This window comes from Paraburkholderia phenoliruptrix, assembly GCF_019511605.1.
GTDB classification, from domain to species: domain Bacteria; phylum Pseudomonadota; class Gammaproteobacteria; order Burkholderiales; family Burkholderiaceae; genus Paraburkholderia; species Paraburkholderia phenoliruptrix_A.
This window is the reverse complement of sequence record NZ_JAEUAV010000012.1, coordinates 98,316-122,680: the sequence shown is the minus strand read 5'-3', so window position 1 is coordinate 122,680 and position 24,365 is coordinate 98,316. Positions and strand designations below refer to the sequence as shown.

Sequence of the window (24,365 nt, the reverse complement as noted above, 5' to 3'; positions counted from 1 at the left end):
GTTCGTGCACAGTCATTCGCTTACCGCACCGATGGCTGGGGCCGGCCGTTTGAAGCGTTGCGCGACAAACACGCCGAGCAACGCCGTGCCGCCGCCGAGCACGTGATATGCGTGCAAGGTCTCGCCGAGCATGACGATGGCTATCAGCGCGGTGGCAATCGGCAATACGTTCATGAACAGTGAGCAGCGGTTGGGGCCAAGATGCTTGACGCCTTGCATCCACAAATACGGAAGCACCACGGACGCGAGCACGCCGGCATACAGGATCAGCGGCACGCTGGCGCGGGTCGGCACCGCTTGAGCGGCCGGCAGGCGCAGCAACAGCGGCAGCATGAACAGCAGCGCGAACAGAGCCTGCAAATAAGTGGATTGCCATGACGGCAGACCGACGTGCCAGCGTTTGAGCAGCACACCGTAGAGCGCATAGGCGAGCGACGCGAAGATCATCAGCAGATCGCCGAGATGCACGCCGTTGGCGAGCAGCATCGAAGGACGGCCCTGCGTAATCAGATACACGACGCCGAGCAGCGACAGTATCCCGCCGCCCACCATGCCGGCGCTCGGCGCTTCGCCGAGCAGCAAGGTGCTCGCGACCATCGTCATCAGCGGCACGAGCGCGGTGATGATCGACATGTTGGTTGCCGTGGTCGTCTTTGCCGCTTCGTACGAAAGGCTTTGGAACAGGGCCATGGCGAGGAAACCGAGCAGTGCGAGCTTCGGCAATTGCGGCACGATTGCCGCGCGGTTGCGCCAGGCCGGCCTGAGCGTGAACAGGCTCATGAGCGCAACGGCCAACAGCAGCCGATAGAAGGTGATCGCAGACGGATCGATGGTGTGCGCGGAGAGCTTCGACACGATCACATTGCCGGCCCACAGCAGGATTGCCAAAAAAGGAAACAGGAAATACGATCTCTTCATAACGGGCTCTGAGTCACGATGATTGAAATTCAGTTGAAACCGGCTGCATTGGTTGAACTGAATCGTGCGCTCGCAGAGAGGGTCTGTCTAACGCCAAAGAGCCTTCACTTGTCGCGAAACGGTCAAATGCGCGATTGCATGCAGGCACGCCATCACGAATGAACGCACGCACTACTCCGCCGGCCGAACGTCACCCGGACACACCTGTCGAGCCCGGCGCACATGTGCCGTTTGAAAGCACGCCCATGCCTGTCTCGGCAATGGCCGCCTGGTATCCGCACGGCACGGTGATCGCCGCCCACCGTCATCGGCGCGCCCAGTTGTTGTATGCAATCGAGGGAGTCATGCACGTCGAATCGGCCACGGGCTCGTGGGTGGTGCCGCCCACGCGAGGCGTGTGGCTCGAACCGGAGATCGATCATTCCGTGCAGATGAGTGGCGACGTGAAAATGCGCACCGTGTTCGTCGAACCGGGCGCAGCCGCGCACTTGCCCACCCGCAGTTGCGTGGTGGAAGTGCATCCGTTGCTGCGCGAGTTGATTCTGGCGGCGATCGACGTGCCACAGGATTACAGCATGGGTTCGCGCGACGATCATCTGATGCAGCTATTGCTGGCGGAACTGAACGCGGTGCCGTTGCTGCCGTTGTATCTGCCGTGGCCGACCGATCGTCGGCTGCGCGCGGTGTGCGACAGTCTGCTCGCTGCTCCCGACGACAATCGCACCATTACCGCGTGGGCCGCCACACTCGGCGTGTCGGAGAAAACCTTCCACCGCTGGTTCCAGCGCGAAACCGGCATCACGTTCGGCCGTTGGCGCCAGCAGGCGCGGTTGCTGCTCGCGCTGAAGCGCCTTGCGCACGGCGAGAAGATCATCGCGGTCGCCATGGATCATGGCTACACGAGCCAGAGTGCGTTCGCCGCGATGTTCAAGCGGCACTTCGGCGTGGTGCCGTCCGCTTTTTATGCGTGAGCAAGCCGGCGATCGCGGCGCGGCTTGCATGGAGCCGCACTCCAGCCGGCCGCGCTCAGGAGGCCGCGGTCGTTCAGCGATCCACCATCCGCTCCATTGCCGCGGTGTAACGCGGGCCGACCGTGGCCCCGCGCGGCAACGCGTCATTCAGTTGTGCAAGCAACGAAGGCGCGACGTTTAGCGAAGCGGCTGCCAGGTTCTGCTCCAGATTTTCCACGCGTCGCGTGCCGGGGATCGGCACGATGTCCGCACCCTGCGCGAGCGACCACACGAGCGCCAGTTGCGCGGGCGTGCAGCCTGCTTCGGCAGCAAGCTCTTTCAGCACGCCGGCGAGGCGCATGTTCGCGTCGAAGTTCGCTCCCTGCAAACGCGGGTCGGAGGTACGCCGGGTATCGCCCTCCGGGAAGTCTTCCGCGCGCCGCGCCGAGCCGGTCAGGAAACCGCGGCCGAGCGGCGCGAACGGCACCAGTCCAATACCCAGTTCGCGCAGACACGGCAGAATCTCTGCTTCTATGTCGCGCTCCCACAGCGAATATTCGCTTTGCAGCGCGCTCACGGCATGCACTGCATGCGCGCGCCGCAACGTGCGCGGCCCCGCTTCCGACAATCCGAAATACAGTACCTTGCCTTCCTTCACCAGATCGCCCACCGTGCCGGCCACGTCCTCGATCGGCACTTCGGGATCGACGCGATGTTGATAGAGCAGATCGATGTAGTCGGTGTTCAGCCGGCGCAAGCTGGCGTCGACCACCTCGCGGATATGCGCGGGCCGGCTATCTGTGCCGACGATCTTGCCGTTGTCCATGCGAAAGCCGAACTTGGTCGCAAGCTTGATGCGATGGCGCCGCCCTTCGAACGCGCGCGCGAGCAGCTTCTCGTTTTCAAAAGGACCATACACCTCGGCGGTATCGTAAAAGTCGCAGCCAAGTTCGAGCGCACGATGCAGCGTGCGCAACGATTGCCCTTCGTCCGCGGGACCATAGGCAAAGCTCATCCCCATGCATCCGAGACCCAGCTCGGACACTTCCAGACCCTGCGTTCCCAGCTTGCGGCGTTTCAACATTTCCAATCCTCCTCAGTAAATGCGGCGTGCCTGCGTCGGCGCACCGAAGCGGCCGTTGGCGGCAACGGCGCGCGGGCAGCACTTTGGCGCTGTTTTGCGCTGGTTGCGCTGGTTGCGTTGCATTGCGCTGTATTGCCCCAGCTCGCGCGGTCTCGCGCTGCGTCTCTGCCATGCCGTTTCAGGCGGCCGTTTCCTGCGGCGCCGCGAGCATCAGCTTGATATCCTTCTTGACGATTTTTCCATACGCCGACTTGGGCAACGCGTCCCAGAACACGCAGCGCTTCGGCCACTTGTAGCGTGCGAGATATGGTTCGAGATGCGCGAGCAATGCTTCTTCCTCGAGCGCCCAGCCTTCACGCAGCACGACCACCGCCACGCCGATCTCCCCCCACTTGGCATCGGGCATGCCGACCACCGCCACTTCCTGCACGGCCTTGTGAGTCAGAATGGCCTCTTCGACCTCGCGGGGATAGACGTTCGAGCCGCCGGAGATGTACATATCCGACGAACGCCCCGTGATGTACAGGAAACCCTCTTCGTCGAGATGGCCCAGATCCCCGGTGTGGAACCAGCCATATTTGAAGGCTTTCGCGTTGGCCTCCGGGTTGTTGTAGTAGCCGATGAACACCGCCGGCCCGCGCACGCAGATTTCGCCGCTTGCGCCAGCAGACAGGCGATGCCCCTCGTCGTCGAGAATGCCGATCTCCATGCCGGTGCGCGCATAGCCGCAGGTGCCGACGCGAGCGTCGGCGCTGTCGTCGTCCGCGCGATGCAGCGACGCCGGCAGCACGGTGATGTTTCCCGTTACCTCGCCGAGTCCGTAGTACTGAACCAGCACGTTGCCAAGCGTACGCAGCGCGTGTTTCTGGTCCTCGCGATACATTGGCGCGCCCGCATAGATCACGTATTTCAACGAACTGTGGTCATAGCGGCTCACCGATTCGTGCTCCGTCAACATCTTGACGATGGTGGGGACCGTGAACATGTTGTCGACCCGGTACTTCTCCACGAGTGCCCATGCTTCTTCTGCATCCAGCTTCTCGGACGCGGGCAACACGCTGGCCGCCGCGCGCGCGACGTTGACCATCGCGTGAATCCCCGCGCCGTGCGACAGCGGCGCGACCACCAGTGAACGCGACTCGTGCGTGAGACCGGGCATAAGATCGGCGATATGGTTGGTCAGCACAAATGCCATCTGCCCATGTGTGAGCACACCCGCTTTGGGCCGCCCGGTCGTGCCCGACGTATAGAAAAACCATAGCGGATCGTCGCGGTCCACATCCGCAGCGGCGAACGGCGGCGCATTCATCTGCCGTGCGAGCACCTCGTACTCCAGTTCGCCCACGCGGGCTTTGCCGATTGCGACCACGTGCTTGAGCGCCGCTGAAGCCGCACGCACTGCATCGACATGCGCGTCGAAACCGGCTTCGTAAATCATGACCTTCGCGCCGCTCGATTCACCGAGGTAGGCCGCCTCTGTAGCGGTGATCCGGCAATTGGTCGGCACCCACACCGCGCCCAGCTTGAACGCGACCCACGCGCTCTCGAACAACGCGATGTTGTTGCGCGAATGAACGAGGATCCGGTCGCCCTTGCCCACACCAAGACGGCTCAGACCATGCGCGACGGAATCGACGCGCGTATTAATTTCGTGCCAGCTCATGCTGCGTCCGGCGTGGATAAAACCGGGTTGATCGGCGTGGCGTCGGGCTGCATCAGTGAGCAGATTCCCGAGATTCATGACGGTGGTTAGCATACGCAAGTGCTTTGAAGAAAAAGAAGGGACGCGGCGCGCATTGCATCGTTCGCGCGGGGCCGGGCTTTAGCGGCGTGCTTCGAGAATGCTCAGGTAATTCGTCACCGCGGCGCCGCCCATGTTGAACACGCCGGCCGTGCGCGCATCCGGAATCTGCATATCGCCGGCAACGCCCGTCACCTGCATGGCTGCCATCACGTGCATCGACACGCCGGTCGCGCCGACCGGGTGGCCCTTTGCCTTCAATCCGCCCGATGGATTCACCGGCAAGCGCCCTTGTTTCGTCGTCACCCCGTCGAGAATCACGCGCGCGCCGTGGCCCGGCTCGGCTAGGCCCATTGCCTCGTATTCGATCAGCTCGGCAATCGTGAAGCAGTCGTGCGTTTCCACCAGCGACAGATCGGAAAGCGTCATGCCCGCCTGCGCGAGACCGCGCGTCCACGCGAGGCGCGCGCCGTCGAACGCGATTGGATCGCGGCGCGACAACGGCAAATAGTCGCTCACCTGTACCGTCGCGCGAAATTCGACAGCATGCCGCGCGCTTCGCGCAAGTTCCGGCGAAGCGATAATCATTGCGGCCGCGCCGTCGGAAATCATCGAGCAGTCGGTGCGCTTTAACGGCCCGGCCACGAACGGGTTTTTCTCCGACGGAGTACGGCAGAAGTCGTAGCCGAAATCGCGCCGCATATGCGCATACGGGTTCGCTACGCCGTTGTGATGGTTTTTCGCGGCGATCGCCGCCAGTGCGTCCGACTGATCGCCGTAGCGCTCGAAATAGGTCTGCGCGAGCCCGCCGAAGATCCCCGCGAAACCGCCTGGCACATCTGCCTCTTCCGACGCATACGAGCACTTTTGCAGCACCTTGCCGACTTCGGCAGTGGGCAAGCTCGTCATCTTCTCGTAGCCGATCACGAGCGCGCACGCCGAACGACCCGCGCGGATCGCGTCGAGTGCGGAATACACCGCTGCCGATCCGGTCGAGCACGCGTTTTCACAACGCACAGTCGACGTATAACGCAATTCGGGAATCGAATTGAAGACCAGCGCCGACGGAAAGTCCTGATAGATGAAGCCGCCGTTGAACGTGCCCACGTGAATCGAATCTATCTGGCCTGGCTCTATGCCAGCATGTTCGATCGCCCCTCGCGCACTGTCGGCAATCATTCGTTCGATGTCGATCGCATCCAGTTTGCCGAACGGCAGATGACTCCATCCGATGATGGTCGGTTGCATTAGATACCACTCCTTCGCTTGAGAATGGCGCCACTCAATGCAAGAGCCAGGCCAATGCCGTTACGGCACCTCGCGGCTGTTGCCCGCGGCAGCCACAGCCGCCTGCGTTCCTGTCCAGCAACGCTTGCCTGGCAAGACCGGGGCGCGCGCATGACCGTGCTTGCGCGGATTCGCGCTTGCCCGGCATACGCCTGCCCACCGCAACGCCGACTGATCAAAGCATGCGACAGGTGTCGCATGCGCTAAACACATGAGTGCGTCGACGCGCCATCCGACGCCTGGCAAAAACCCCAATGCGCACAGTCAATGTCAGTGCTGCAGCGGCCTGCAAAAAATGGCACTGCTCTTGCTTTTAGCTGAGCGCCGCCTCGATGCGGCGAACATAAAACTCAGGAGACAAACGATGAGCGTTACCTCCCGGCGCGACTTTCTCAAGTGCGCCTCTCTTGCCGCCGCTGCCTCGTTTGCCGGCCTGCATGGCCGCAGCGCGCACGCCGCCGAGTTCACCTTGAAGTATGCGAACAACCTGCCCGCCACTCATCCGATGAACGTGCGCGCGAAGCAGGCAGCAGCGCGCATTGCTTCGGAGAGCAAAGGACGCATCGACTTCCAGGTGTACTCGAACAACCAGTTGGGCAGCGACACCGACATGCTCTCGCAGGTGCGCTCAGGCGCAATCGACTACTTCACGCTATCGCCGCTGATTCTTGGCACGCTCGTGCCGGCGGCGCAGATCACGGGCGTGGGCTTTGCGTTCAAGGACTACGACCAGGTATGGGGCGCGCTCGACGGTGCGCTCGGCGCGCGCGTGCGCGAGCAGATCGCAAAGACCTCCGTGTTCGCGTTCGAGAAGATCTGGGACAACGGTTATCGCCAAACGACCACCAGCAACCGCTCGATCCATGTGCCCGACGATCTGAAAGGCATCCGGCTGCGCGTGCCGATGAGCCCCATCTGGACGTCGATGTTCCAGTCGCTCGGCGCGTCGCCGGCCAGCATCAATTTTTCAGAGGTGTATTCGTCGCTGCAAACGCGGGTGGTCGAAGGTCAGGAGAATCCGCTCGCGACCATTACTGCCGCCAAGCTCTATGAAGTGCAGAAGTACTGCTCGCTCACGAATCACATGTGGGACGGCTTCTGGTTCCTTGCCAACAAGCAGTCATTCGAGCGGCTGCCCAAGGACCTGCAGGTCATCGTTCGCAATGCGATCAACGACGCCGCCGTGCAGGAACGCGCGGACGTCGCCAAGCTGAACGCGTCGTTGATGCCGGAGCTCAATTCCAGGGGTCTGCAATTCAACGACGTCGACATGAACGCGTTTCGCAAACAGTTGACCGCTACTGGCTTTTACGCCGACTGGCACAAAAAGTTTGGCGACGACGCATGGACCGCCCTCGAAAAATACACCGGCAAGCTCGCCTGACGCTCATGCACCTCACCTTGACGAAGAAACTGGAAAACGACGGCTGGCTTCCGCGCGGCGTTGCGCTGGCAGTCGATTGGGTAATGCACGGGGTCGGCGCGGTCGCGGCCTGCCTCGTGGTCGCGGAGACGGTGATCCTGCTGTGCGGCGTGATCTTTCGCTACGGGCTGAACCGGCCTCTCATCTGGTCCGACGAACTCGCGTCAATTCTGTTCAGCTGGCTCGCGATGCTCGGCGCCGTGCTCGCGTTGCACCGCGGCGAACACATGCGGCTCACGGCCATCGTCACGCGCTTGCCCGACAAATGGCGAGGCTGGCTGGAAGCGGTCAGCGCGTTGACGGTGTGCGCGTTCGTCGGTCTCATCATCGCGCCGGCGGTCGAACACATGAACCTGCAGATGCCCGTCAGCACGCCCGCGCTGCAATTGCCGGACGGCTGGCGCTGTGCCGCCCTGCCCGTGGGCGCGGTGCTGATGCTGATGGCCGCAATCGCCCGTATCGCCCGCAATGTGACGCCCGCGCAGTTCGGCGGCGCGCTCCTCGCCGCAGGATCGATCGCCGCTGTGCTGTGGTTCGCGCAGCCGGCCCTGCTCGGGCTCGGCAATCTGAACCTGATCGTGTTCTTTGTCGTGCTGGTGGGTCTGTGCGTGGCGGGCGGCGTGCCAATTGCGTTCAGCTTCGGCACGGCGACGCTTGCGTATCTCGTTCTGATGACGCACGCGCCGCTCGGTATCGTGGTGAGCCGCATGGACGAAGGCATGGCGAATCTCGTGCTGCTGTCCGTGCCGCTTTTCGTGCTGCTCGGCGCGCTGCTGGAGTTGAGCGGACTCGCGCGCTGCCTGATCGATTTCATGGCCGCGTTGCTCGGTCACGTGCGCGGCGGCCTGCAATACGTGCTGCTCGGCGCGATGTTTCTGGTGTCGGGCATTTCCGGCGCGAAAGCGGCGGACATGGCCGCCATCGCGCCCGCGCTCTTTCCCGAGATGCAGCGGCGCGGGGCAAAGCCGGAAGAACTGGTCGCGCTCCTCTCTTCGACCGGCGCAATGACCGAAACGATTCCGCCGAGTCTCGTGCTGATCACCATTGGCGCGGTATGCGGCGTATCGATTACCGCGTTGTTTGTCGGCGGCATCATGCCCGCGGTGGTTGCCACTGTCGCGATCGGCTTCGTGTGCTGGCGCCGCGCGCGGCACGAGCCTGCCGGCAGCACGACACGCGCGCCTCTGCGTACGATTCTGAGGACTTTCGTGATTGCGCTTCCTGCACTCGCGCTGCCTATGCTGATCCGCGCAGTGGTGATCGAAGGCACCGCCACGGCGACCGAAGTGTCCACCATCGGCATTGCATACACGCTGATTGCAGGGGTGATGCTGCATCTGTTCGGACGACGGATCAAATGGCAGCGCCTCTACTCGCTGCTGCTCGATACCGCGAGTCTGTCCGGCGCCATCCTGCTGATCATCGGCCTTGCCACCGCGATGGCATGGGCGCTCACGCAATCGGGTTTCTCCGCGTCGCTCGTGACGGCGATGGAACACATGCCGGGTGGTCCGCACGCGTTTCTCGCCGTGTCGATCGTGGTGTTCGTCGTGCTCGGCAGCGTGCTCGAAGGAATACCCGCGATCGTGCTGTTCGGCCCGCTGCTTTTTCCGGTGGCGCGGGCGCTCGGCATCCATGACGTGCACTACGCGATGGTCGTGATTCTTTCGATGGGACTCGGCCTCTTCGCACCGCCGATGGGCGTCGGTTTCTACGCCGCCTGCGCGATCGGCAAGGTGTCTCCGGACCGAGTCGTGAGCCGCGTGTGGGGCTATCTCGGCGCGCTGCTTATCGCGCTCGTAGTGGTCGCGTTCGTGCCCTGGCTGTCGATCGGGTTCCTGAAGTGAAGCAATAGAGCGCCGACGCGAACGGCAACCAGGCCAACGGTGCCATACAGCGTCGTGTCCGGCGTTCCGATCATCTGTCTTCAGTCATTCCTTTTGTTTCCAATCATTCATTCGAGAGTGCGCAGTGAATCAGAATATCGAAAGCTTCCGCCGTGACCGCTCCCTTCCCGCCCATCCGCGCGTCGCGCTCGTGACCGGCGGCGGCGCCGGCATCGGCGCGGCGATCTCGCAACAACTCGCCGACGCCGGGCACATTGTCTTCGTCGGCGATATCAACACTCATTCGGCGAACGATCTGGCGGGCTCCCTTTGCGCGGCCGGCCGCGAGGCGTACGCGGTGCGGCTCGACGTCTCGGATGCGTCGTCGATCGACGAGGCATTCAGCGCGATTGACGCGCAGTTTGGCCGCTGCGACATTCTCGTGAACAACGCGGGCATTGCGAAGACGTTTCCGTTCATCGATTATCCGGTCGAGCATTGGCGCAAGGTATTCGACGTCAATGTGACCGGGCCCATGCTGTGCGGTCAGCGTGCCGCCCGACTCATGCGCCGGGCCGGTTGGGGACGCATCGTGAACATTGCGTCCGTCAGCGGACTGCGCGCGAGCATGGGGCGTACCGCGTATGGCACGTCGAAAGCAGCGGTAATCGGTCTCACGCGGCAGATGGCCATTGAACTCGCCGAGTACGGCATTACGACCAACGGCATTGCCCCGGGCCCGGTCGACACGCCGATGACGCTCGATCTTCATTCGCAGGTAGCGCGCGACAACTACACGCGCGCAGTGCCCGCCGGACGCTACGGCGTGCCGGACGAGATCGCCTCGGTGGTCGCCTTTCTGTGCTCGGAACGGGCTTCATATGTGAACGGACAGACGCTGCCGGTAGACGGCGGATTTATGGCGGCGGGAGTGTTGGAGATTTGAGCGCTGCGGCGAGCAGGTACTGCACCGTTCGCGCCGCGCGGCTCTGCGCAGGCGGGCGGTGAAGGCGTCGTTGTTGGAACGCCCGCGGCGCACACCTTCTCTCCCGAACCCACGTGAGCGTCGCGCCAAGCGTCCCATTGCAGTCCGGTCGGCGCTTTTACGCAGGACGCGGCGAAGCGGCCGTTACATCGATCCGTGGACGGCGAGCGCCGCCCCCACGCGGACCGGTTTGCCCAAACCTCCTTGCGCCCTGCCTTGCCATCGCGCTTCGTCGCGCGTTAGTATGGCCGGACAGTGGTCCGACCAGTAGAGAGGCGCATGGAAAGGGACGATATGGAATCCGGCTCGCAGGTGGCCGACGTGGTGGCCGGGCGCATCGAAAGTCTGATCGTCGACGGCGTGCTCAAGCCCGGTCAGGCGCTGCCATCCGAGCGCCGGCTGACCGTCAAGCTCGGTGTATCGCGCTCCGCGCTGCGCGAGGGGCTGAAGGTGCTGCGGGCGCGCAAGATTATCGAAACGTCGCACGGGCGCGGCTCGTTCGTCGCGGCGCTCACCTCGCAACCGGCGCTTTCGCCGATGATGCACCTGCTCGGATCGCAGCCGCGCACGCTCTACGACATCTTCGAAGTGCGCGAGATGCTGGAGGCCGAATCCGCACGGCTCGCGGCGCTGCGCGGCACCCAGGCCGACTACGCGCTGATCACCCGGCGCTATGAAGAGATGCTCGCGGCGAACAACAGCCCCGACATCGGCGAAACCAAGCGGGCGCGACTCGACTACGCGTTCCATCTCGCGATCTGCGAGGCCTCGCACAATCCGGTGCTGGTGCATACCCTGACATCCCTTACGGACCTGCTGCTGAGTTCGGTCTTCGCATCGGTCAACAACCTCTACCACCGCACGGCGGAAAAGCGCGTGATCGACCGCCAGCATGCGCGGCTCTACAAGGCCGTGACCGGCAAACAGCCCGAGCAGGCGCGGCGCGCGGCGAGCGCGCACATCGCCACGACCACCGCCTGTCTGCGCGAAATAGACGGAGAAGAGCAGCGTCTCGTGCGGGCCACCCTGCGCCTGAACGGCTGGGAATAGTACTTTCGTCAGTTGTTTGGCAGGCTGGCACGGCAACACAAACTGGTAGGACCAGTGCTTCTGCATATCGACAGTTTCCCGCTGACGCGGAACAATGCGCGACATTCAGTCAGTAGCGGCAACAGGCCGCACGCATCAGGAGACAGTCGATGAACCCGCCCCTCAGCCCGGCATCCTCCGCCGGTTTGGAGAACGCCACGTACGCGAAAGTGACCTGGCGTCTGCTGCCGTTCCTTTTCATCTGCTATGTCGCGGCTTATCTGGACCGCGTCAACGTCGGTTTCGCGAAGCTGCAGATGCTAAGCGACCTCAAGTTCAGCGAGTCCGTGTACGGCTTGGGCGCAGGCATTTTCTTCATCGGCTATTTCGTGTTCGAGGTGCCGAGCAATGTGCTTTTGCATCGCGTGGGCGCGCGGGTGTGGATCAGCCGGATCATGATGACGTGGGCGGTGGTGTCGGCGGCGTCGCTCTTCGTCAAAACACCCGCCATGTTCTATCTCGTGCGCTTTTTGCTGGGCGTGGCGGAAGCGGGTTTCTTCCCCGGCATCGTGCTGTATCTGACCTACTGGTATCCGTCAAGCCGGCGCGGCCGCATGAACGCGCTATTCATGATCGGCATTCCGGTGGCGGGCGTCGTGGGCGGCCCGCTGTCGGGCTGGATCATGCAGGCGTTCAACGGCGTGCATGGCATGTCGAACTGGCAATGGCTCTATCTGATCGAGGCGGCGCCATCGCTCGTGCTCGGCATTCTCGTGCTGTTTTTGCTGCCTAACGGCATTCGGGCTGCATCGTGGCTCGACGAATCGCAGAAGCAGCTACTCGAAGCCAATCTCGCCCGCGATGGCAACGTGAACGCCGATCATTCGCTGAAGGCCGTGGTCTCGAATGCTCGCGTGTGGCACCTGGCGGCGATCTACTTCTGCTGCATGATGGGCCTCTACGGCGTGAGCTTCTATCTGCCGACGCTCGTCAAGGCCGCGGGCGTGAAGGACGCATTCGCTGTCGGGCTGCTCACCGCGGTGCCGTATGCGGTCGCCATCGTGTCGATGGTGCTGGTCGCGAAGAGTTCGGACGAGCGCCGCGAGCGGCGCTGGCATCTGGCGACGGCTGCCATTGCCGCGTCAATCGGCTTCTATGCGAGCACGCTGTACACGGACAACCTCGTGCTGGTGCTGATTACGCTGTCGGCCGCAACCGCCGGCGTCCTTTCGATGATGCCCGTCTTCTGGACCTATCCGAGCAGCGTGCTGTCTGGAACGGCTGCGGCCGCGGGCATCGCAATGATCAACTCAATCGGCAATCTCGCCGGCTTCGTGAGCCCGTCGATCATCGGCTGGATGAAGGATGTCACGCACAGCACGAATGCGGGTCTGGTGTTCGTCGCGTTCGCGCTGTTCATGGGCGCGGTTCTCACGCTGATGCAGCGAGGCGTCGCGCGTTCCGCGCCGCCGACGCCGACGCAGCAAAGCCGCGTTTAGGTTGCCCATAAGTTGCACACAGCCGTATAAGTCGCGTGCGAGTCACCCAAGGTTCGAGGTCATCATGTCCGACACTGCTTTGCTTGCGTCACTGCGTGAGATCGTAGGCGCGAGCCACGTGCTGACCGGCGATGCGCGAACGCGCCGCTATCGCACGGGTTATCGCTTCGGCACGGGGCGCGTGCTGGCCGTGGTTCGTCCGGGCACCTTGTACGAGCAATGGCAGGCGCTGACCGCATGCGTCGCGGCGGGCGTCATTGTCATTACGCAAGCCTCGAATACGGGGCTGACCGGCGGTTCGACGCCCGCAGGAGATGACTACGATCGGGATATCGTCATCGTCAGCACGACTCGCATCAAGCGCATTCATCTGCTCGACGGCGGCAGGCAGGTCGTGTGCATCGGCGGGACGACGCTCGATCAGCTAGAGCGCACGTTAAAGCCGCTCGGGCGCGAGCCGCATTCGGTGATCGGCTCATCATGCATCGGCGCATCGGTGCTGGGCGGTATCAGCAACAACTCGGGCGGCTCGCTCGTGCATCGCGGGCCGGCTTACACGGAGATGGCGCTGTTCGCCGCGGTCGATGCGACGGGCACTGTGCGGCTCGTGAATCATCTCGGCATTGAACTGGGCGAGTCGCCTGAAGACGTGCTGACACGCATCGAAAACGGCACGTTCGCCCCCCGCGACGTCAGCGAGGGCGCAGCAGCTTCCGACCGCGAATACGCGATCCACGTGCGCGATGTCGATGCCTCGACACCCGCGCGCTTCAATGCCGATCCGCGCCGTCTGTTCGAGGCGTCCGGTTCCGCGGGCAAGGTCATGACTTTCGCGGTGCGTCTCGACACGTTCGCTGCGCAAAGCGGCGCCAAGGTTTTCTACATCGGCACGAACGATACGGGCGTGCTCACCGATATTCGCCGCCACGCGCTCGCGAACTTCGAGTATCTGCCCATTGCCGGCGAATACATGCACCGCGATGCATTCGATGTAGCGAAGAAGTACGGCAAGGATCTGTTTGTCATCATTGACCGGTTCGGCACCGAACGGTTGCCGATGTTCTTCAGCCTGAAAACGCGTTGCGACACGTGGTTCGAGCGCCTGAGCTTCATGCCGAAGCATTTCACCGACCGCATGCTGCAATGGCTAAGCGAGTTGCTGCCAGATCATCTGCCTGCGCGCTTGAAGGAGTATCGGGACCGCTACGAGCATCATCTGATGCTTAAAGTGCCGGCTGCGGGCATTGACGAGGCACGCGCCTTTCTCGCCGAACGTTTCGCCGCTGCAAACGGCGCGTATTTCGAATGCACGGACGAAGAAGGCCGAAAAGCGTTCTTGCATCGCTTCGCGGCGGCGAGTGCGGCGGTGCGGTATCGCGCGGTGCATCACCGCGAGGTCGAAGATATCGTTGCGCTGGACATTGCGCTAAGGAGAAACGATCGCGACTGGTTCGAGCGTTTGCCGCAGAAAATCGAACAGGCCATTACGCTGAAGCTGTATTACGGCCACTTTCTGTGTCACGTGTTCCATCAGGACTACATTGTCAGGAAGGGGCACGACTGTGTGGCGCTCGAACACGAAATGCTGGAACTGCTCGACGCTCGCGGCGCCGAATATCCGGCGGAGCATAACGTGGGGCATCTGTACGAGGCGAAGCCCGAGCTTGCCGCGTTCTATCAGAAGCTCGATCCGTGCAATTGCTTCAATCCGGGCATCGGCAAGACCTCGAAGTTCGCGGCTTATCGGGAGCCCGAAGGGGGATCGGGAGGCGGGTCACGAGGCGAGCTGCACGGTAACTCGCAAGGCAACTCACAAGCGGTGCGCGAACCGGTCGCTTAAGTACCTCGCGACCTTGGGCGCGGCCCCTCAGGCGCTACGACCCGCTATTAGCCGGTTCGCGCGACTCACTGTCGCTCACCGCTCGCCCCTCACCTCACGTTCGCCAGGCCCTCACTTCTTCCCATCGACTACCGCGACCACTTCATCGCGCGTGTACTCCTTGTTGGCAAGCGCACCCGCCGGTGTCCTGGCGAGCACGGCATCGAGTTCATCTGCCTTGACCTCGAGCACCGGCATGCGGATATCGTGCGGCACCTTCTTGCCCGCCAGAATCTGCTGCGTGACCCAGAACGCGAACGTCGACGCGCCCGGCGGAATCGTCACCGACATCGTCTCGTAGCCGCTCTTCTTCTGATCGGCCCACCATGCAAGCTCTTCCTGACGGTTGCCGAGAATGATGATCGGCGTCGGCCGTCCGGCAGCCTTGATTGCCTGCGCGGCGCCGAAGCCGTCGCCACCCTGGGTGAGAACGCCGTCGATCTTCGGCAACGTCGGCAAAATGCCCGCCACCTGTTTTTGCGCGACGGTCTGCGTCCAGTCGCCATGTACCGAGCCGACGATCTTCAGCCCCGGATATTTCTTCAGCTGGTCCACGATGCCCTGATGAATCTCGTCGTCCACCGAGACGCCCGCGAGCCCGCGGATCTCCAGCAGGTTGCCCTTGCCGTTCAAACGCTTCGCGAGGTAATCGACCTGCATGCGCCCCATGCCCTGAAAGTCGACCGCGATGCGGTATGCGCAGGGCTCGGTCGCGATCCCGTCGAACGACACGACTGTCACGCCCGCGCCGCACGCCTGCTTGATGACACCGTTGAGCGCGGTGGGCGAGACCGCATCGACTGCAATCGCCTTGTAGCCTTGCAGCACCAGGTTCTGGATCTGCTGGACCTGCTCGGTGGCCTGGCTTTCGGCGGTCGTGAAACTCGGTGCGGCCGCAACGATCTTCTGTTTCACCGCCGGATCCGCGACGTTCGACCAGCTCTTGAGCATCTGCTGCCGCCAGCTGTTGCCCGCATAGTTGTTCGACAGCGCGATCTTCATCGACGACGTATCGCCGGTTGCAACCTGCGCCGAAGCGCCCACCGATGCCGTGGCGACGCACAGCGCCACCGCGATTGCTGTCATCTTCATGTTTCGTCTCCGGATTTTGATGTTGTGATGTTGTGCTGTTTCAGCGCCCCGCGCCGCGCACGCCGACGTGAAGCGAATAGACCGACGAGGTCGCCGCGATAAACAGCCGATTGCGGTTAATGCCGCCAAACGTGAGATTCGCGACCACCTCCGGAATCAGGATCTTGCCGAGCAGAGTCCCGTCCGGCGCATAGCAATGCACGCCGTCTTCGGCGCTCGTCCACACGTTGCCGTGCTCGTCGACGCGCATGCCGTCCGGCACGCCGCTTCGCATCTCGATGAAAAGGCGCCCGTTGCGCAAACGGCCCTCGCCCGCAACGTCGAACACGCGGATATGACGCGGCGCCGTGTCGTCGTGCGACGCGCCGGAATCCGCGATATAGAGGCGCGACTCGTCCGGCGAGAACGCAAGACCGTTGGGCTTCACGAAGTCGTCGGCGACCAGTTCTACCCGCGTGCTGTCCGGTGCAATGCGGTACACGTTGCAGCGGCCAATCTCGCTTTCCGCGCGATACCCTTCGTAGTCGCTGAGAATTCCGTAGTTGGGGTCCGTGAACCAGATGCCGCCGTTCGAATCGACGATCACATCGTTCGGCGAATTCAGTCGCTTGCCCTCGAAGTGCGACGCGAGCACGGTTACGCTGCCGTCGTGTTCGGTGCGCGTTACGCGCCGCCCGCCATGCTCGCAGGTGACGAGCCGGCCTTCGCGATCGCGCGTGTTGCCGTTGCTGTAGTTCGACGGCGCGCGGAATACTCCGACGCCCATTCCCGGCGCCCAGCGCAGCATGCGGTTGTTCGGTATGTCGCTCCAGATCAGCAGGTCTGTTGCCGGAAAATAGACGGGCCCTTCGGCCCACAGGCATTCGTCTGTCAGGCGGCTCAGGAATGCATTGGGCTGAAGCAGCAGCCTGAAACGCGGATCATGCACTTCATAGTCGCTGGATTTCATGTCCCCTCTCGTTCTTCATGTGAATCGGAACTGCGCTCGGCACTTCTTCACCGCACGGTCTTGCCACCGGCCGCAACCGTCACCGCGATAATGAGCACGCCATAGACGATAGAGCGCACGCCTGCATCGGCGCCGAGCGCGTTGAGCGCGGCGTTCGTGAGAAACAGAAACATCGACGCGCCCCACACGCCGACAATCGTCGCCTTGCCGCCGGCGACCAGCGTGCCGCCGATCACCACCACGGCAATCGAAATCAGCATGTACTCCACGCCCATATCGAGCGAGGCGCCGCCCGAGGTCGCCGCGAGCAGAAGTGCGGTGAGCGCGGCGATCATCGAGCACAGCAGGTACGCGACGCAGCGCGTGCGATGCACGTCGACGCCCGCGAGCCACGCCGCCCGCGCGTTCTGTCCGATCGCCGACAGCTTGCGGCCGTACACCGCCCGATGCAGCAACACAGCCAGCGCGGCCGACAGCGCGAATGCAAGAAGCGCGATATACGGCACGTTCAGAAACCGGCTGGTCGCGAAGGCGCCGAGCGCGGGCGGCGGTGGTGGAAGCTGCCGCCCTTGCGTGATAGCGATCGACTGAATGATGAAACTGGAGGACAGCGTCGCGATGATCGGCGGAATGCGCAGCAGTCTGATCAGCATGTAGTTCGCGAGGCCCACCGCGATACCGACGCCAAGCGCGGCGGCGACGCCCAGCACGATCCGCCCGTTCGCTCCGCCCATTACGTGCATGCCGATCACGCCTGCAAGCGCGATGGTCGACGGCACCGACAGGTCGATGTTGCCAACGCCCGACGTAATCACGAGCATCTGCCCAAGCCCGACGAGCACCATGAACACGCCATAGGTGAGCGCCGTCTGTGCGACATTGCTGGCAATGCCGAAGCCGAACACACCGACAATGCCGAACCACACCAGCACCGCGCCGACGAACGACCACGCCCACGGCGCCTGCACGCTGCGCAAGCGCGACCACATGGTTGCGTCTGCACCCATTGCCCTACCGGAAGTTTGCGATTTCATTGGCGCTCCCCGCGTTGCAACAGCACACGCAGCGACAGCACGACGACCAGAATCGCGCCCTGCATGCCGACCTGCCAGTCCGCCGGGATATTGAGGAAGGCGAGGAACGACGCCGCGAGCGTCAGCGTAATGGCACCGAGCACGGCGCCGATCACCGACACGCGCCCGCCGATGAATTCGCCGCCGCCCAATATCACCGCCGCGATGGACAGCAGCGTGTAGCGCAGCGCGAGATTCGCGTCGGCAGAAGTCGTGAGGCCGAGCAGCGACAGACCCGACAGCACGCCGAAAATGCCCGCGATGCCATACAGTGTCGCCTTGCTGCGCACCAGCGACCAGCCGAAGCGGCGCATCGCGCGCGGATTGCCGCCCGCGCCGCGTATCCGCACGCCGGCCGAGGTGCGCATCAGCAGCACGTGCCCGACGATCGCGACCAGCACCGACCACACGATCGGCGCCGCGACGAGCGGCGTCTGATAGTTCATTGCCGTGCCGAGCCAGCCGGGACTCGTGCCGCCGGGCGAAGGCAGCAGCACGATCGCAAGTCCGCTCCATACGAAGGACAGACCGAGCGTGACGACAATCGACGGAATCTGCCGCAGCTCGATCAGCGCGCCGACTGCCGCATAGGCGAGCACGCAGCCGATCAGCGCGAGCACGCCGAGCCACGGCTGCCTGACGAGCAGCGTCGCGCCGATGCACGCCACCAGACTGACGAAGGAACCGATCGACAGGTCGAGGTCGTTCACGGTGATGATTGCGAGCTGCGCGAGCGTCGCAAGCACGATGGGCACCGCCAGGTTGAGCAGCAGACTCGAGCCGAAATAGCTCATCACCGCGGGCTGCATGATGAGAATCGGCACGAGCACCGCGATCAGCGAGATGGCGGGAAGCAACGCGCGCAGGCGAGCCTGCACGCTCTGGATGGACGAGCGCGCGGGCGTCATGCGGCCTGCTCCTCGAAGCTTGCTGCAAGCAGTGCTTCTTCGGTGCATTCGTCGGCCTTGAGCACGCGCGTAACGGCGGCCGAGCGGAATACATAGGTGCGGTCGCAATGTGACAGTTCTTCGTTTTCTGTCGTATACCAGATGAAAGTGCGGCCCTTTTGCGCTTCGTCGTGCACGAGCTGGTAGATGTCGCGCTTCGTGCCGACATCCACGCCGCGCGTGGGATCGTCCATCAGGATCAGCGCTGCGTCCGACGCGAGCGCGCGTGCGAACAGCACTTTCTGCTGATTGCCGCCGGACAGCGACAGAATGCCCGCGCTCATCGGGGCGCCGCGTATGCCGATCTTCGCGCGCCATGCTTCGACGAGCGCGCGCGCGGCCGAGCGATCGACGAGGCCGCGCCGCGACTTCGCTCCGCCGAACAGCCAGCGCACGTCGAGGTTCTGCGCGATAGACCAGACCGGAAACACGCCGTCGCGGCCACGGTCGCCGGCGACGAAAGCGACCTTCGTGCGCCCTGCTCCGTGCCGCGTGGCGGCCTCGTAGATCGACAGCAATGCTTCCGTTTGACCCTGGCCTGCGAGCCCTGCAAAGCCGACAATCTCGCCACGCGACGCTTCGACCAAAGTCCGCTTATGCGGGCCCACATGCCAGCGAAAAGCGCGCTCGTCACCGCTTGCGTCGCGCACGCGCGCGGCAGAAGGCGTCTTCTCAGCTTCGAGCTGCTGACCCATTGCCTGGATGATCGCCGAGCGACTCGCCGCCTCGCGCGGCAGCACGCCGACAATTGCGCCGTCGCGCATGACGACCACGCGATCCGCGACGCGCTCTATTTCACCCAGCATGTGTGTGATCAGCACGCATGTGATTCCGGATTGCGCCGCGCGCCGCACGAATGCGAGCAGTTGCTCGGCTGTATGCGCGTCGAGCGACGAAGTGGGCTCGTCGAGAATCACGAGGCGCACCGGCGCATCGGTCACGGTAAAGCCGCGCGCGATTTCCACCATCTGCTGTTGCGTGAGCGTCAGATCGGAAACCAGTTCGTTGCCCTTGAGTCCATTGCCGGGAAAGATTTCTTCCAGCTTCTCGCGCATCAGCGCGGTTGCCTTGCGGCGCCAGCCGCGCCCGCGCAATTGCGGATGCACGACCGCCATGTTTTCGGCGACCGTCAGGTTCGCGCACAGCGACAACTCCTGGAACACGCACCGCACGCCCGCATCGCGCGCGGCGTTCGCGTCGTAATGCGGCGCCGCTTGTCCGTCCACGGCAATGCGGCCCTGCGTCGGCGCATACACGCCCGCCAGCACCGCCATCAGCGTCGATTTGCCCGCGCCGTTGTGTCCTGCAATGCCGACGCATTCTCCGCGCATGAACGCGAAGTCGACGTCGGTCAGCGCACGTACCCGGCCGAACGTCTTGCCGATGCCTTCAAAGCGAATCAATGCGTCCGGCTGGCCGCTGCTTGATGTTGCGCCCATTCACATGCCTCCATGCGTGGCGTCGTACACGCGCCCGATCGCGCCCGATTGCGCCCGATCGCGCAGGACCGGGCCTGCGCGTGCTTACTTTTTGTCGAGCAAGGCCACGGTCTGCGGCAACGTGTAGGTGACGTCGGCAAGTCCGCCCTTAGGCGTTGCGGCGAGCTTCGCCGGCAACTCCTGCTGCGAGATCGCCAGCAGCGGCACGTTGATGGTCACGTCCTTCGGGATATGCTTGCCCGCGAGCACCTGCTGCGCGACCCAGAACGCGAACGAGACCGCGCCCGGCGGGTTCGACAGCGAGCGCGACTGATAGCCGGTTTTGGCCTGCTCACTCCACCATTCGAGTTCCGGATAGGTGCTGCCGATGATCATGGGCGGCGTGGGACGATTGGCCGCCTTGAACGCCTGCGCGATGCCAAACGACATCTCGCCTTCGGTCGCGACGCCGTCGACTTGCGGCAGCGTCGGAAGAATGCCGGCGACGGCCTTTTGCGCGACCGACTGCGTCCAGTCGCCGTTCACCGACCCGACGAGCTTCAGGCCCGGATGTTTCTTCAGCCCCTCGAGCACGCCTTCATGCATCAGGTTGTCGACAGAAATGCCGGCCACGCCGCGCACTTCGAGAATGTTGCCTTTGCCGTTCAACCGGGTCGCCAGATAATCGACGCCCTGCTCGGCCCAGCCCTTGAAGTCGAAGTTCACGCGATACGCGCACGGTTCGTCGACGACACCGTCGAACGACACGACGACAATGCCCGCCGCACATGCCTTCTTGATCGTACCGTTGAGCGCGGTGGGCGATACGGCGTCGATCACGATCGCGTTATAGCCTTGCAGGATCAGGTTCTGCACCTGCTGCGCCTGTTCGGTAACCTGGTTTTCCGCGGTGGTGAACGCGGGCGCGGCGGCTATCTTCTTGTCGCTCACCGCCTGTTGCGCCACCGCGTTCCAGCTCTTGAGCATCGACTGCCGCCAGGCATTGCCGGCAAAACTGTTCGACAACGCGATCTTCTTTTGCGACGTGTCGCCGGTTGCGACCTGCGCGTGCGCCGCGCTGCCCGCCATGCACGCGGCGAGCGCGACCGCGGCCCTGACCTTCATTCCTTTACGGAACATCCTGTCATCTCCTTTCGTTTTTATTCGCGCGCCGTGACTTGATCGACAACGCGCCGTTTGCCAGTCTGCGTTGATTCGTGCTGCGGTCAGGCCAATCGGTTTTGGTCAGGCCACCGATCGCGGAGCCAGTATAACGACTGGGGCTGGCGTGTGCAATTCGGATTCGTTACCGGTAACGAAAGGGCGCGCGACACGTATTCAGGCAAGCAGGCAGCGTCTTTTCGCCGCCAGCTTGCCATGTGCTCGTCGTCACGCGGCGGTCACCGCATCGTGCGCGCTGCCAGCGTACACGAGCGCTGGCGCGGCGCTCAGCGCGTGCCAGCGCAGATAGCTGCGGTCGAGCGCGGCAATGTCGCTGCACCCGAGCAGACCCAGCCCGCGATCCACTTCCGTCTGCAATATCTGGATCGCGCGCGCGGCGCCTCGCTGGCCGCCCGCGCTCAGGCCATAGGTCGTCGCCCGGCCGAGCAGCACCGCATCGGCGCCGAGCGCCACCGCTTTCAGAATGTCGGAGCCGCGGCGGAATCCGCCGTCGAGCATCACGGCGAGTCGGCCGCGCACCTGATCGACGACTTCCGGGAGTACGTCCATTGCGGACACCGCGCCGTCGAGTTGCCGTCCACCGTGATTCGACAGCACGATCCCGTCGACGCCGGCCTCGACCGCCCGCAGCGCATCGGGCGCACCCAACACGCCCTTCACGACGAGGCGCTTTGGCCACAGATCGCGCAGCCAGCGGATGTCGTCCCACGAGAGCGACGGATCGAGCTGCTGACCCAGCGTGATGGTCGCGCCCTTCACGCTGGTCTGCCCCGGCGGCAACAGATCGCCGAGATTCGCGAAGCGCGGCATGCCGCTTGGCCAGAGCACGTTGCTCATCCAGCGCGGATGGCCCAGCACGTCGAATCTGTTGCGCCAGTCGAGCATCAACGGCTTGATGTAGTTGCGCAGATCCCATTCGCGTTTGCCGAACACCGCGCTGTCCGTCGTCACGACCAGCGCTTCGATGCCGGCCGCCAGCGAGCGTTGTGCAAGCTTCGCGACGAACTCTCGCGTGCGATACATGTAGACCTGCATCCACACGCGGCCGCCCGCGCGTTGCACGACATCTTCAAGCGCGATCGTCGACGCATTGCTCAGCACGAACGGAATGCCGGCCGCCGCAGCCGCGCTCGCAAGCTGCACGTCGCCCTCGCGATACATCAGTCCGCTGTAGCCGGTCGGGCCGATCATGAACGGCGACGCCACGCGTTGACCGAACAGTGTCCTGCTCTGGCTGCGATGTTCGACATTGACGAGCGTGCGCGGCAAGAATGCGATTTCGTCGAACACGTTGCGGTTGCGGCGCAGCGTTGTCTCGTCCTCGGCGCCGCCTTCGATGTATTCGAAACAGAAGTTGGGTAGCCGCCTGCGCGCCATCTCGCGCAGATCGTCGATGCTGTGCGCGCGGTTCACGTCGCGGCCTGAATAAAGACGGCGTTTCAATACGGTTCTCCTGTTCCTTTCCGCTGTACAGCGCGCCTGCGATTCACGGTCGACGTGCTCACGTCACCACGCCAACCTGCCAGGGCACGAACTCGTTTTGCCCGTAGCCATGCAGTTCGCTCTTCGAGCGCGTGCCGGACGCGCAGTCGAGCATCATCTGGAAGATCGCTTCGCCCAGCTCGTCGATGCTCGCGCTTCCGTCGACCACGCCGCCGCAGTTGATGTCGATGTCGTCCTCCTGGCGCTCCCACAGCGCGGTGTTCGTCGCGAGCTTCAGCGAAGGCGACGGCGCGCATCCGTATGCGGAGCCTCGCCCGGTCGTGAAGCAGATCAGGTTGGCGCCCGAGGCGACCTGGCCCGTTGCCGACACGGGGTCGTAGCCGGGCGAGTCCATGAACACGAAGCCCTTTGCGCCGATAGGCTGTGCATACTCGTAGACTTCGACGAGGTTCGTCGTGCCGCCCTTCGCGACCGCCCCGAGCGATTTCTCGAGGATCGTCGTCAAGCCGCCTGCCTTGTTGCCGGCCGACGGGTTGTTGTCCAAGGCCCCGCCGTTGCGTGTGCAGTAATCCTGCCACCACGCAATCCGCGCGAGCAGCCTCTCGCCCACCGCCTGGCTCACGGCGCGGCGGGTCAGCAGGTGCTCGGCACCGTAGACCTCGGGTGTCTCCGAAAGAATCGCGGTACCGCCGTGCCGCACCAGCCGGTCAACCGCGGCGCCGAGCGCGGGATTCGCGGAAATGCCCGAGTAGCCGTCCGAGCCGCCGCACTGCAGACCGACGCACAGAAGCGACGCCGGCACGGGCACGCGTTCAACGCGGTTCGCGTCGGCGAGCATTTCGTTGACCATTGCGATGCCGCGCTCGATCGTCTTGCGGGTCCCGCCGCTGTCCTGGATCGTGAAGCTGCGCAGCTTCGCCGCTTTGCCCGCCGGGCCGGCCGCGTCGAGCACGCCGTCGATCTGGTTGGTCTCGCAGCCGAGTCCGACGAACAGCACCGACGCGAAGTTCGGATGCACCGCGTAGCCGGCCAACGTGCGGCGCAATACGGCAATGCCCTCCCCCTGCATGTCGATTCCGCAGCCGAGTCCATGCGTCAACGCGACGACGCCGTCCACGTTCGGAAACGCGGCAAGCGCTTCCGGGCGCACGTCGCGTCTGAAATGATCGGCGATCGCGCGTGCGACCGTGGCCGAACAGTTCACGCTCGTCAGGATGCCGATGTAATTGCGGGTCGCGACGCGGCCGTCGTCGCGGCGTATGCCCATGAAGTGCGCGGGCTCGGCGACGTACTCGGTTGGATGCGTGTCGACGCCGAACTCATGATCGCGCGCGAACTCGGACATGCCCAGGTTGTGCACGTGAACATGCTGACCGCGCGCGATCGCTTCGCGCGCAACGCCGATGATCTGGTTATAGCGCTTGACCGGCGCGCCTTTCGCAATGTCGCGCGTGGCGACCTTGTGGCCGGGCGGAACGAGCCCTGTCACGACCAGTTGTTCCGCGTCGATGCGCGTGCCGGGCAGAAGCTGCCGGGTCGCGATGATCACGTCGTCGTTTGGATGCAGACGGATCACCTGGGGCGCGCTGCTAGCTTGAGTCAACATAAGAGGGCCTCGAATGAAATAAATTGCGGGCGGC

19 protein-coding genes are annotated in these 24,365 nt (G+C 63.8%); 7 read left to right on the top strand and 12 right to left on the bottom strand.

Translation table 11 applies throughout. From position 1 onward, the window contains the following. Positions 1-12 precede the first annotated feature (12 nt). On the bottom strand, positions 13-918 hold the full coding sequence (locus tag JNB89_RS17060) for a DMT family transporter (protein WP_013343381.1): 906 nt from the start codon (positions 916-918) through the stop codon (positions 13-15). Positions 919-1,076: 158 nt separating this feature from the next. Between JNB89_RS17060 and JNB89_RS17055 the strand changes: the two genes are divergently transcribed. Beyond that, on the top strand, positions 1,077-1,889 hold the full coding sequence (locus JNB89_RS17055) for an AraC family transcriptional regulator (RefSeq protein ID WP_220363041.1): 813 nt from the start codon (positions 1,077-1,079) through the stop codon (positions 1,887-1,889). Between the two features lie 73 nt (positions 1,890-1,962). Here the strand turns inward: JNB89_RS17055 and JNB89_RS17050 are convergent, their stop codons facing one another. The 3 genes from JNB89_RS17050 to JNB89_RS17040 all read right to left on the bottom strand — a co-directional run bounded on the left by JNB89_RS17050 (position 1,963) and on the right by JNB89_RS17040 (position 5,941). After that, complete coding sequence (locus tag JNB89_RS17050) at positions 1,963-2,952, bottom strand: aldo/keto reductase (protein ID WP_220363040.1); 990 nt, start codon at positions 2,950-2,952, stop codon at positions 1,963-1,965. Positions 2,953-3,130: 178 nt separating this feature from the next. Then, positions 3,131-4,708 (bottom strand): acyl-CoA synthetase, encoded by a 1,578-nt coding sequence (locus JNB89_RS17045; RefSeq protein ID WP_220363039.1) that lies wholly within the window; start codon positions 4,706-4,708, stop codon positions 3,131-3,133. Positions 4,709-4,774: 66 nt separating this feature from the next. Next, entirely contained in the window at positions 4,775-5,941 is a 1,167-nt protein-coding gene (locus JNB89_RS17040; RefSeq protein WP_220363038.1) for an acetyl-CoA acetyltransferase, read from the bottom strand. Between the two features lie 403 nt (positions 5,942-6,344). Between JNB89_RS17040 and JNB89_RS17035 the strand changes: the two genes are divergently transcribed. The 6 genes from JNB89_RS17035 (at position 6,345) to dld (ending at position 14,582) form a co-directional block, all read left to right on the top strand. Further along, a complete protein-coding gene (locus tag JNB89_RS17035) occupies positions 6,345-7,364 on the top strand; it encodes a TRAP transporter substrate-binding protein (protein ID WP_220363037.1) in 1,020 nt (339 codons plus the stop codon). A 5-nt stretch (positions 7,365-7,369) separates the two neighbouring features. Further along, entirely contained in the window at positions 7,370-9,250 is a 1,881-nt protein-coding gene (locus tag JNB89_RS17030) for a TRAP transporter large permease subunit (RefSeq protein WP_220363087.1), read from the top strand. A gap of 124 nt (positions 9,251-9,374) precedes the next feature. Then, on the top strand, positions 9,375-10,175 hold the full coding sequence (locus JNB89_RS17025) for an SDR family NAD(P)-dependent oxidoreductase (RefSeq protein ID WP_218741447.1): 801 nt from the start codon (positions 9,375-9,377) through the stop codon (positions 10,173-10,175). A gap of 318 nt (positions 10,176-10,493) precedes the next feature. Continuing rightward, complete coding sequence (glcC, locus tag JNB89_RS17020) at positions 10,494-11,264, top strand: transcriptional regulator GlcC (protein ID WP_013343373.1); 771 nt, start codon at positions 10,494-10,496, stop codon at positions 11,262-11,264. Positions 11,265-11,413: 149 nt separating this feature from the next. Further along, complete coding sequence (locus JNB89_RS17015) at positions 11,414-12,742, top strand: MFS transporter (RefSeq protein ID WP_220363036.1); 1,329 nt, start codon at positions 11,414-11,416, stop codon at positions 12,740-12,742. Positions 12,743-12,806: 64 nt separating this feature from the next. After that, complete coding sequence (dld, locus tag JNB89_RS17010; protein WP_220363035.1) at positions 12,807-14,582, top strand: D-lactate dehydrogenase; 1,776 nt, start codon at positions 12,807-12,809, stop codon at positions 14,580-14,582. Between the two features lie 111 nt (positions 14,583-14,693). Here dld and JNB89_RS17005 read toward each other — a convergent pair whose 3' ends face one another. The 8 genes from JNB89_RS17005 to JNB89_RS16970 form a co-directional block, all read right to left on the bottom strand. Continuing rightward, positions 14,694-15,713 (bottom strand): ABC transporter substrate-binding protein, encoded by a 1,020-nt coding sequence (locus tag JNB89_RS17005; protein ID WP_220363034.1) that lies wholly within the window; start codon positions 15,711-15,713, stop codon positions 14,694-14,696. A gap of 40 nt (positions 15,714-15,753) precedes the next feature. Then, entirely contained in the window at positions 15,754-16,662 is a 909-nt protein-coding gene (locus JNB89_RS17000) for an SMP-30/gluconolactonase/LRE family protein (protein ID WP_220363033.1), read from the bottom strand. Between the two features lie 47 nt (positions 16,663-16,709). Further along, the gene (locus tag JNB89_RS16995; protein ID WP_013343368.1) at positions 16,710-17,696 is read right to left on the bottom strand and encodes an ABC transporter permease; all 987 of its coding nucleotides are present in this window, start codon (positions 17,694-17,696) and stop codon (positions 16,710-16,712) included. Next, complete coding sequence (locus JNB89_RS16990) at positions 17,693-18,643, bottom strand: ABC transporter permease (RefSeq protein WP_220363032.1); 951 nt, start codon at positions 18,641-18,643, stop codon at positions 17,693-17,695. The genes JNB89_RS16995 and JNB89_RS16990 overlap by 4 nt, the downstream gene beginning before the upstream one ends. Next, on the bottom strand, positions 18,640-20,121 hold the full coding sequence (locus JNB89_RS16985; RefSeq protein ID WP_220363031.1) for a sugar ABC transporter ATP-binding protein: 1,482 nt from the start codon (positions 20,119-20,121) through the stop codon (positions 18,640-18,642). Before JNB89_RS16985 ends, JNB89_RS16990 begins: the two co-directional genes overlap by 4 nt. A gap of 84 nt (positions 20,122-20,205) precedes the next feature. Then, complete coding sequence (locus JNB89_RS16980) at positions 20,206-21,240, bottom strand: ABC transporter substrate-binding protein (protein ID WP_220363030.1); 1,035 nt, start codon at positions 21,238-21,240, stop codon at positions 20,206-20,208. A 249-nt stretch (positions 21,241-21,489) separates the two neighbouring features. Further along, positions 21,490-22,725: an alpha-hydroxy acid oxidase gene (locus JNB89_RS16975; protein ID WP_220363029.1), complete on the bottom strand. Its 1,236-nt coding sequence runs from the start codon at positions 22,723-22,725 to the stop codon at positions 21,490-21,492. Positions 22,726-22,783: 58 nt separating this feature from the next. Further along, complete coding sequence (locus JNB89_RS16970) at positions 22,784-24,331, bottom strand: UxaA family hydrolase (protein WP_220363028.1); 1,548 nt, start codon at positions 24,329-24,331, stop codon at positions 22,784-22,786. Positions 24,332-24,365: the final 34 nt, after the last annotated feature.

Bases quoted from the DNA above. Each gene is read 5' to 3' on its own strand.
- JNB89_RS17060 (WP_013343381.1), bottom strand. From the start codon at position 918: ATGAAGAGATCGTATTTCCTGTTTCCTTTTTTGGCAATCCTGCTGTGG.
- JNB89_RS17055 (WP_220363041.1), top strand. From the start codon at position 1,077: ATGAACGCACGCACTACTCCGCCGGCCGAACGTCACCCGGACACACCT.
- JNB89_RS17050 (WP_220363040.1), bottom strand. From the start codon at position 2,952: ATGTTGAAACGCCGCAAGCTGGGAACGCAGGGTCTGGAAGTGTCCGAG.
- JNB89_RS17045 (WP_220363039.1), bottom strand. From the start codon at position 4,708: ATGCTAACCACCGTCATGAATCTCGGGAATCTGCTCACTGATGCAGCC.
- JNB89_RS17040 (WP_220363038.1), bottom strand. From the start codon at position 5,941: ATGCAACCGACCATCATCGGATGGAGTCATCTGCCGTTCGGCAAACTG.
- JNB89_RS17035 (WP_220363037.1), top strand. From the start codon at position 6,345: ATGAGCGTTACCTCCCGGCGCGACTTTCTCAAGTGCGCCTCTCTTGCC.
- JNB89_RS17030 (WP_220363087.1), top strand. From the start codon at position 7,370: ATGCACCTCACCTTGACGAAGAAACTGGAAAACGACGGCTGGCTTCCG.
- glcC (WP_013343373.1), top strand. From the start codon at position 10,494: ATGGAAAGGGACGATATGGAATCCGGCTCGCAGGTGGCCGACGTGGTG.
- JNB89_RS17015 (WP_220363036.1), top strand. From the start codon at position 11,414: ATGAACCCGCCCCTCAGCCCGGCATCCTCCGCCGGTTTGGAGAACGCC.
- dld (WP_220363035.1), top strand. From the start codon at position 12,807: ATGTCCGACACTGCTTTGCTTGCGTCACTGCGTGAGATCGTAGGCGCG.
- JNB89_RS17005 (WP_220363034.1), bottom strand. From the start codon at position 15,713: ATGAAGATGACAGCAATCGCGGTGGCGCTGTGCGTCGCCACGGCATCG.
- JNB89_RS17000 (WP_220363033.1), bottom strand. From the start codon at position 16,662: ATGAAATCCAGCGACTATGAAGTGCATGATCCGCGTTTCAGGCTGCTG.
- JNB89_RS16995 (WP_013343368.1), bottom strand. From the start codon at position 17,696: ATGAAATCGCAAACTTCCGGTAGGGCAATGGGTGCAGACGCAACCATG.
- JNB89_RS16990 (WP_220363032.1), bottom strand. From the start codon at position 18,643: ATGACGCCCGCGCGCTCGTCCATCCAGAGCGTGCAGGCTCGCCTGCGC.
- JNB89_RS16985 (WP_220363031.1), bottom strand. From the start codon at position 20,121: ATGGGCGCAACATCAAGCAGCGGCCAGCCGGACGCATTGATTCGCTTT.
- JNB89_RS16980 (WP_220363030.1), bottom strand. From the start codon at position 21,240: ATGTTCCGTAAAGGAATGAAGGTCAGGGCCGCGGTCGCGCTCGCCGCG.
- JNB89_RS16970 (WP_220363028.1), bottom strand. From the start codon at position 24,331: ATGTTGACTCAAGCTAGCAGCGCGCCCCAGGTGATCCGTCTGCATCCA.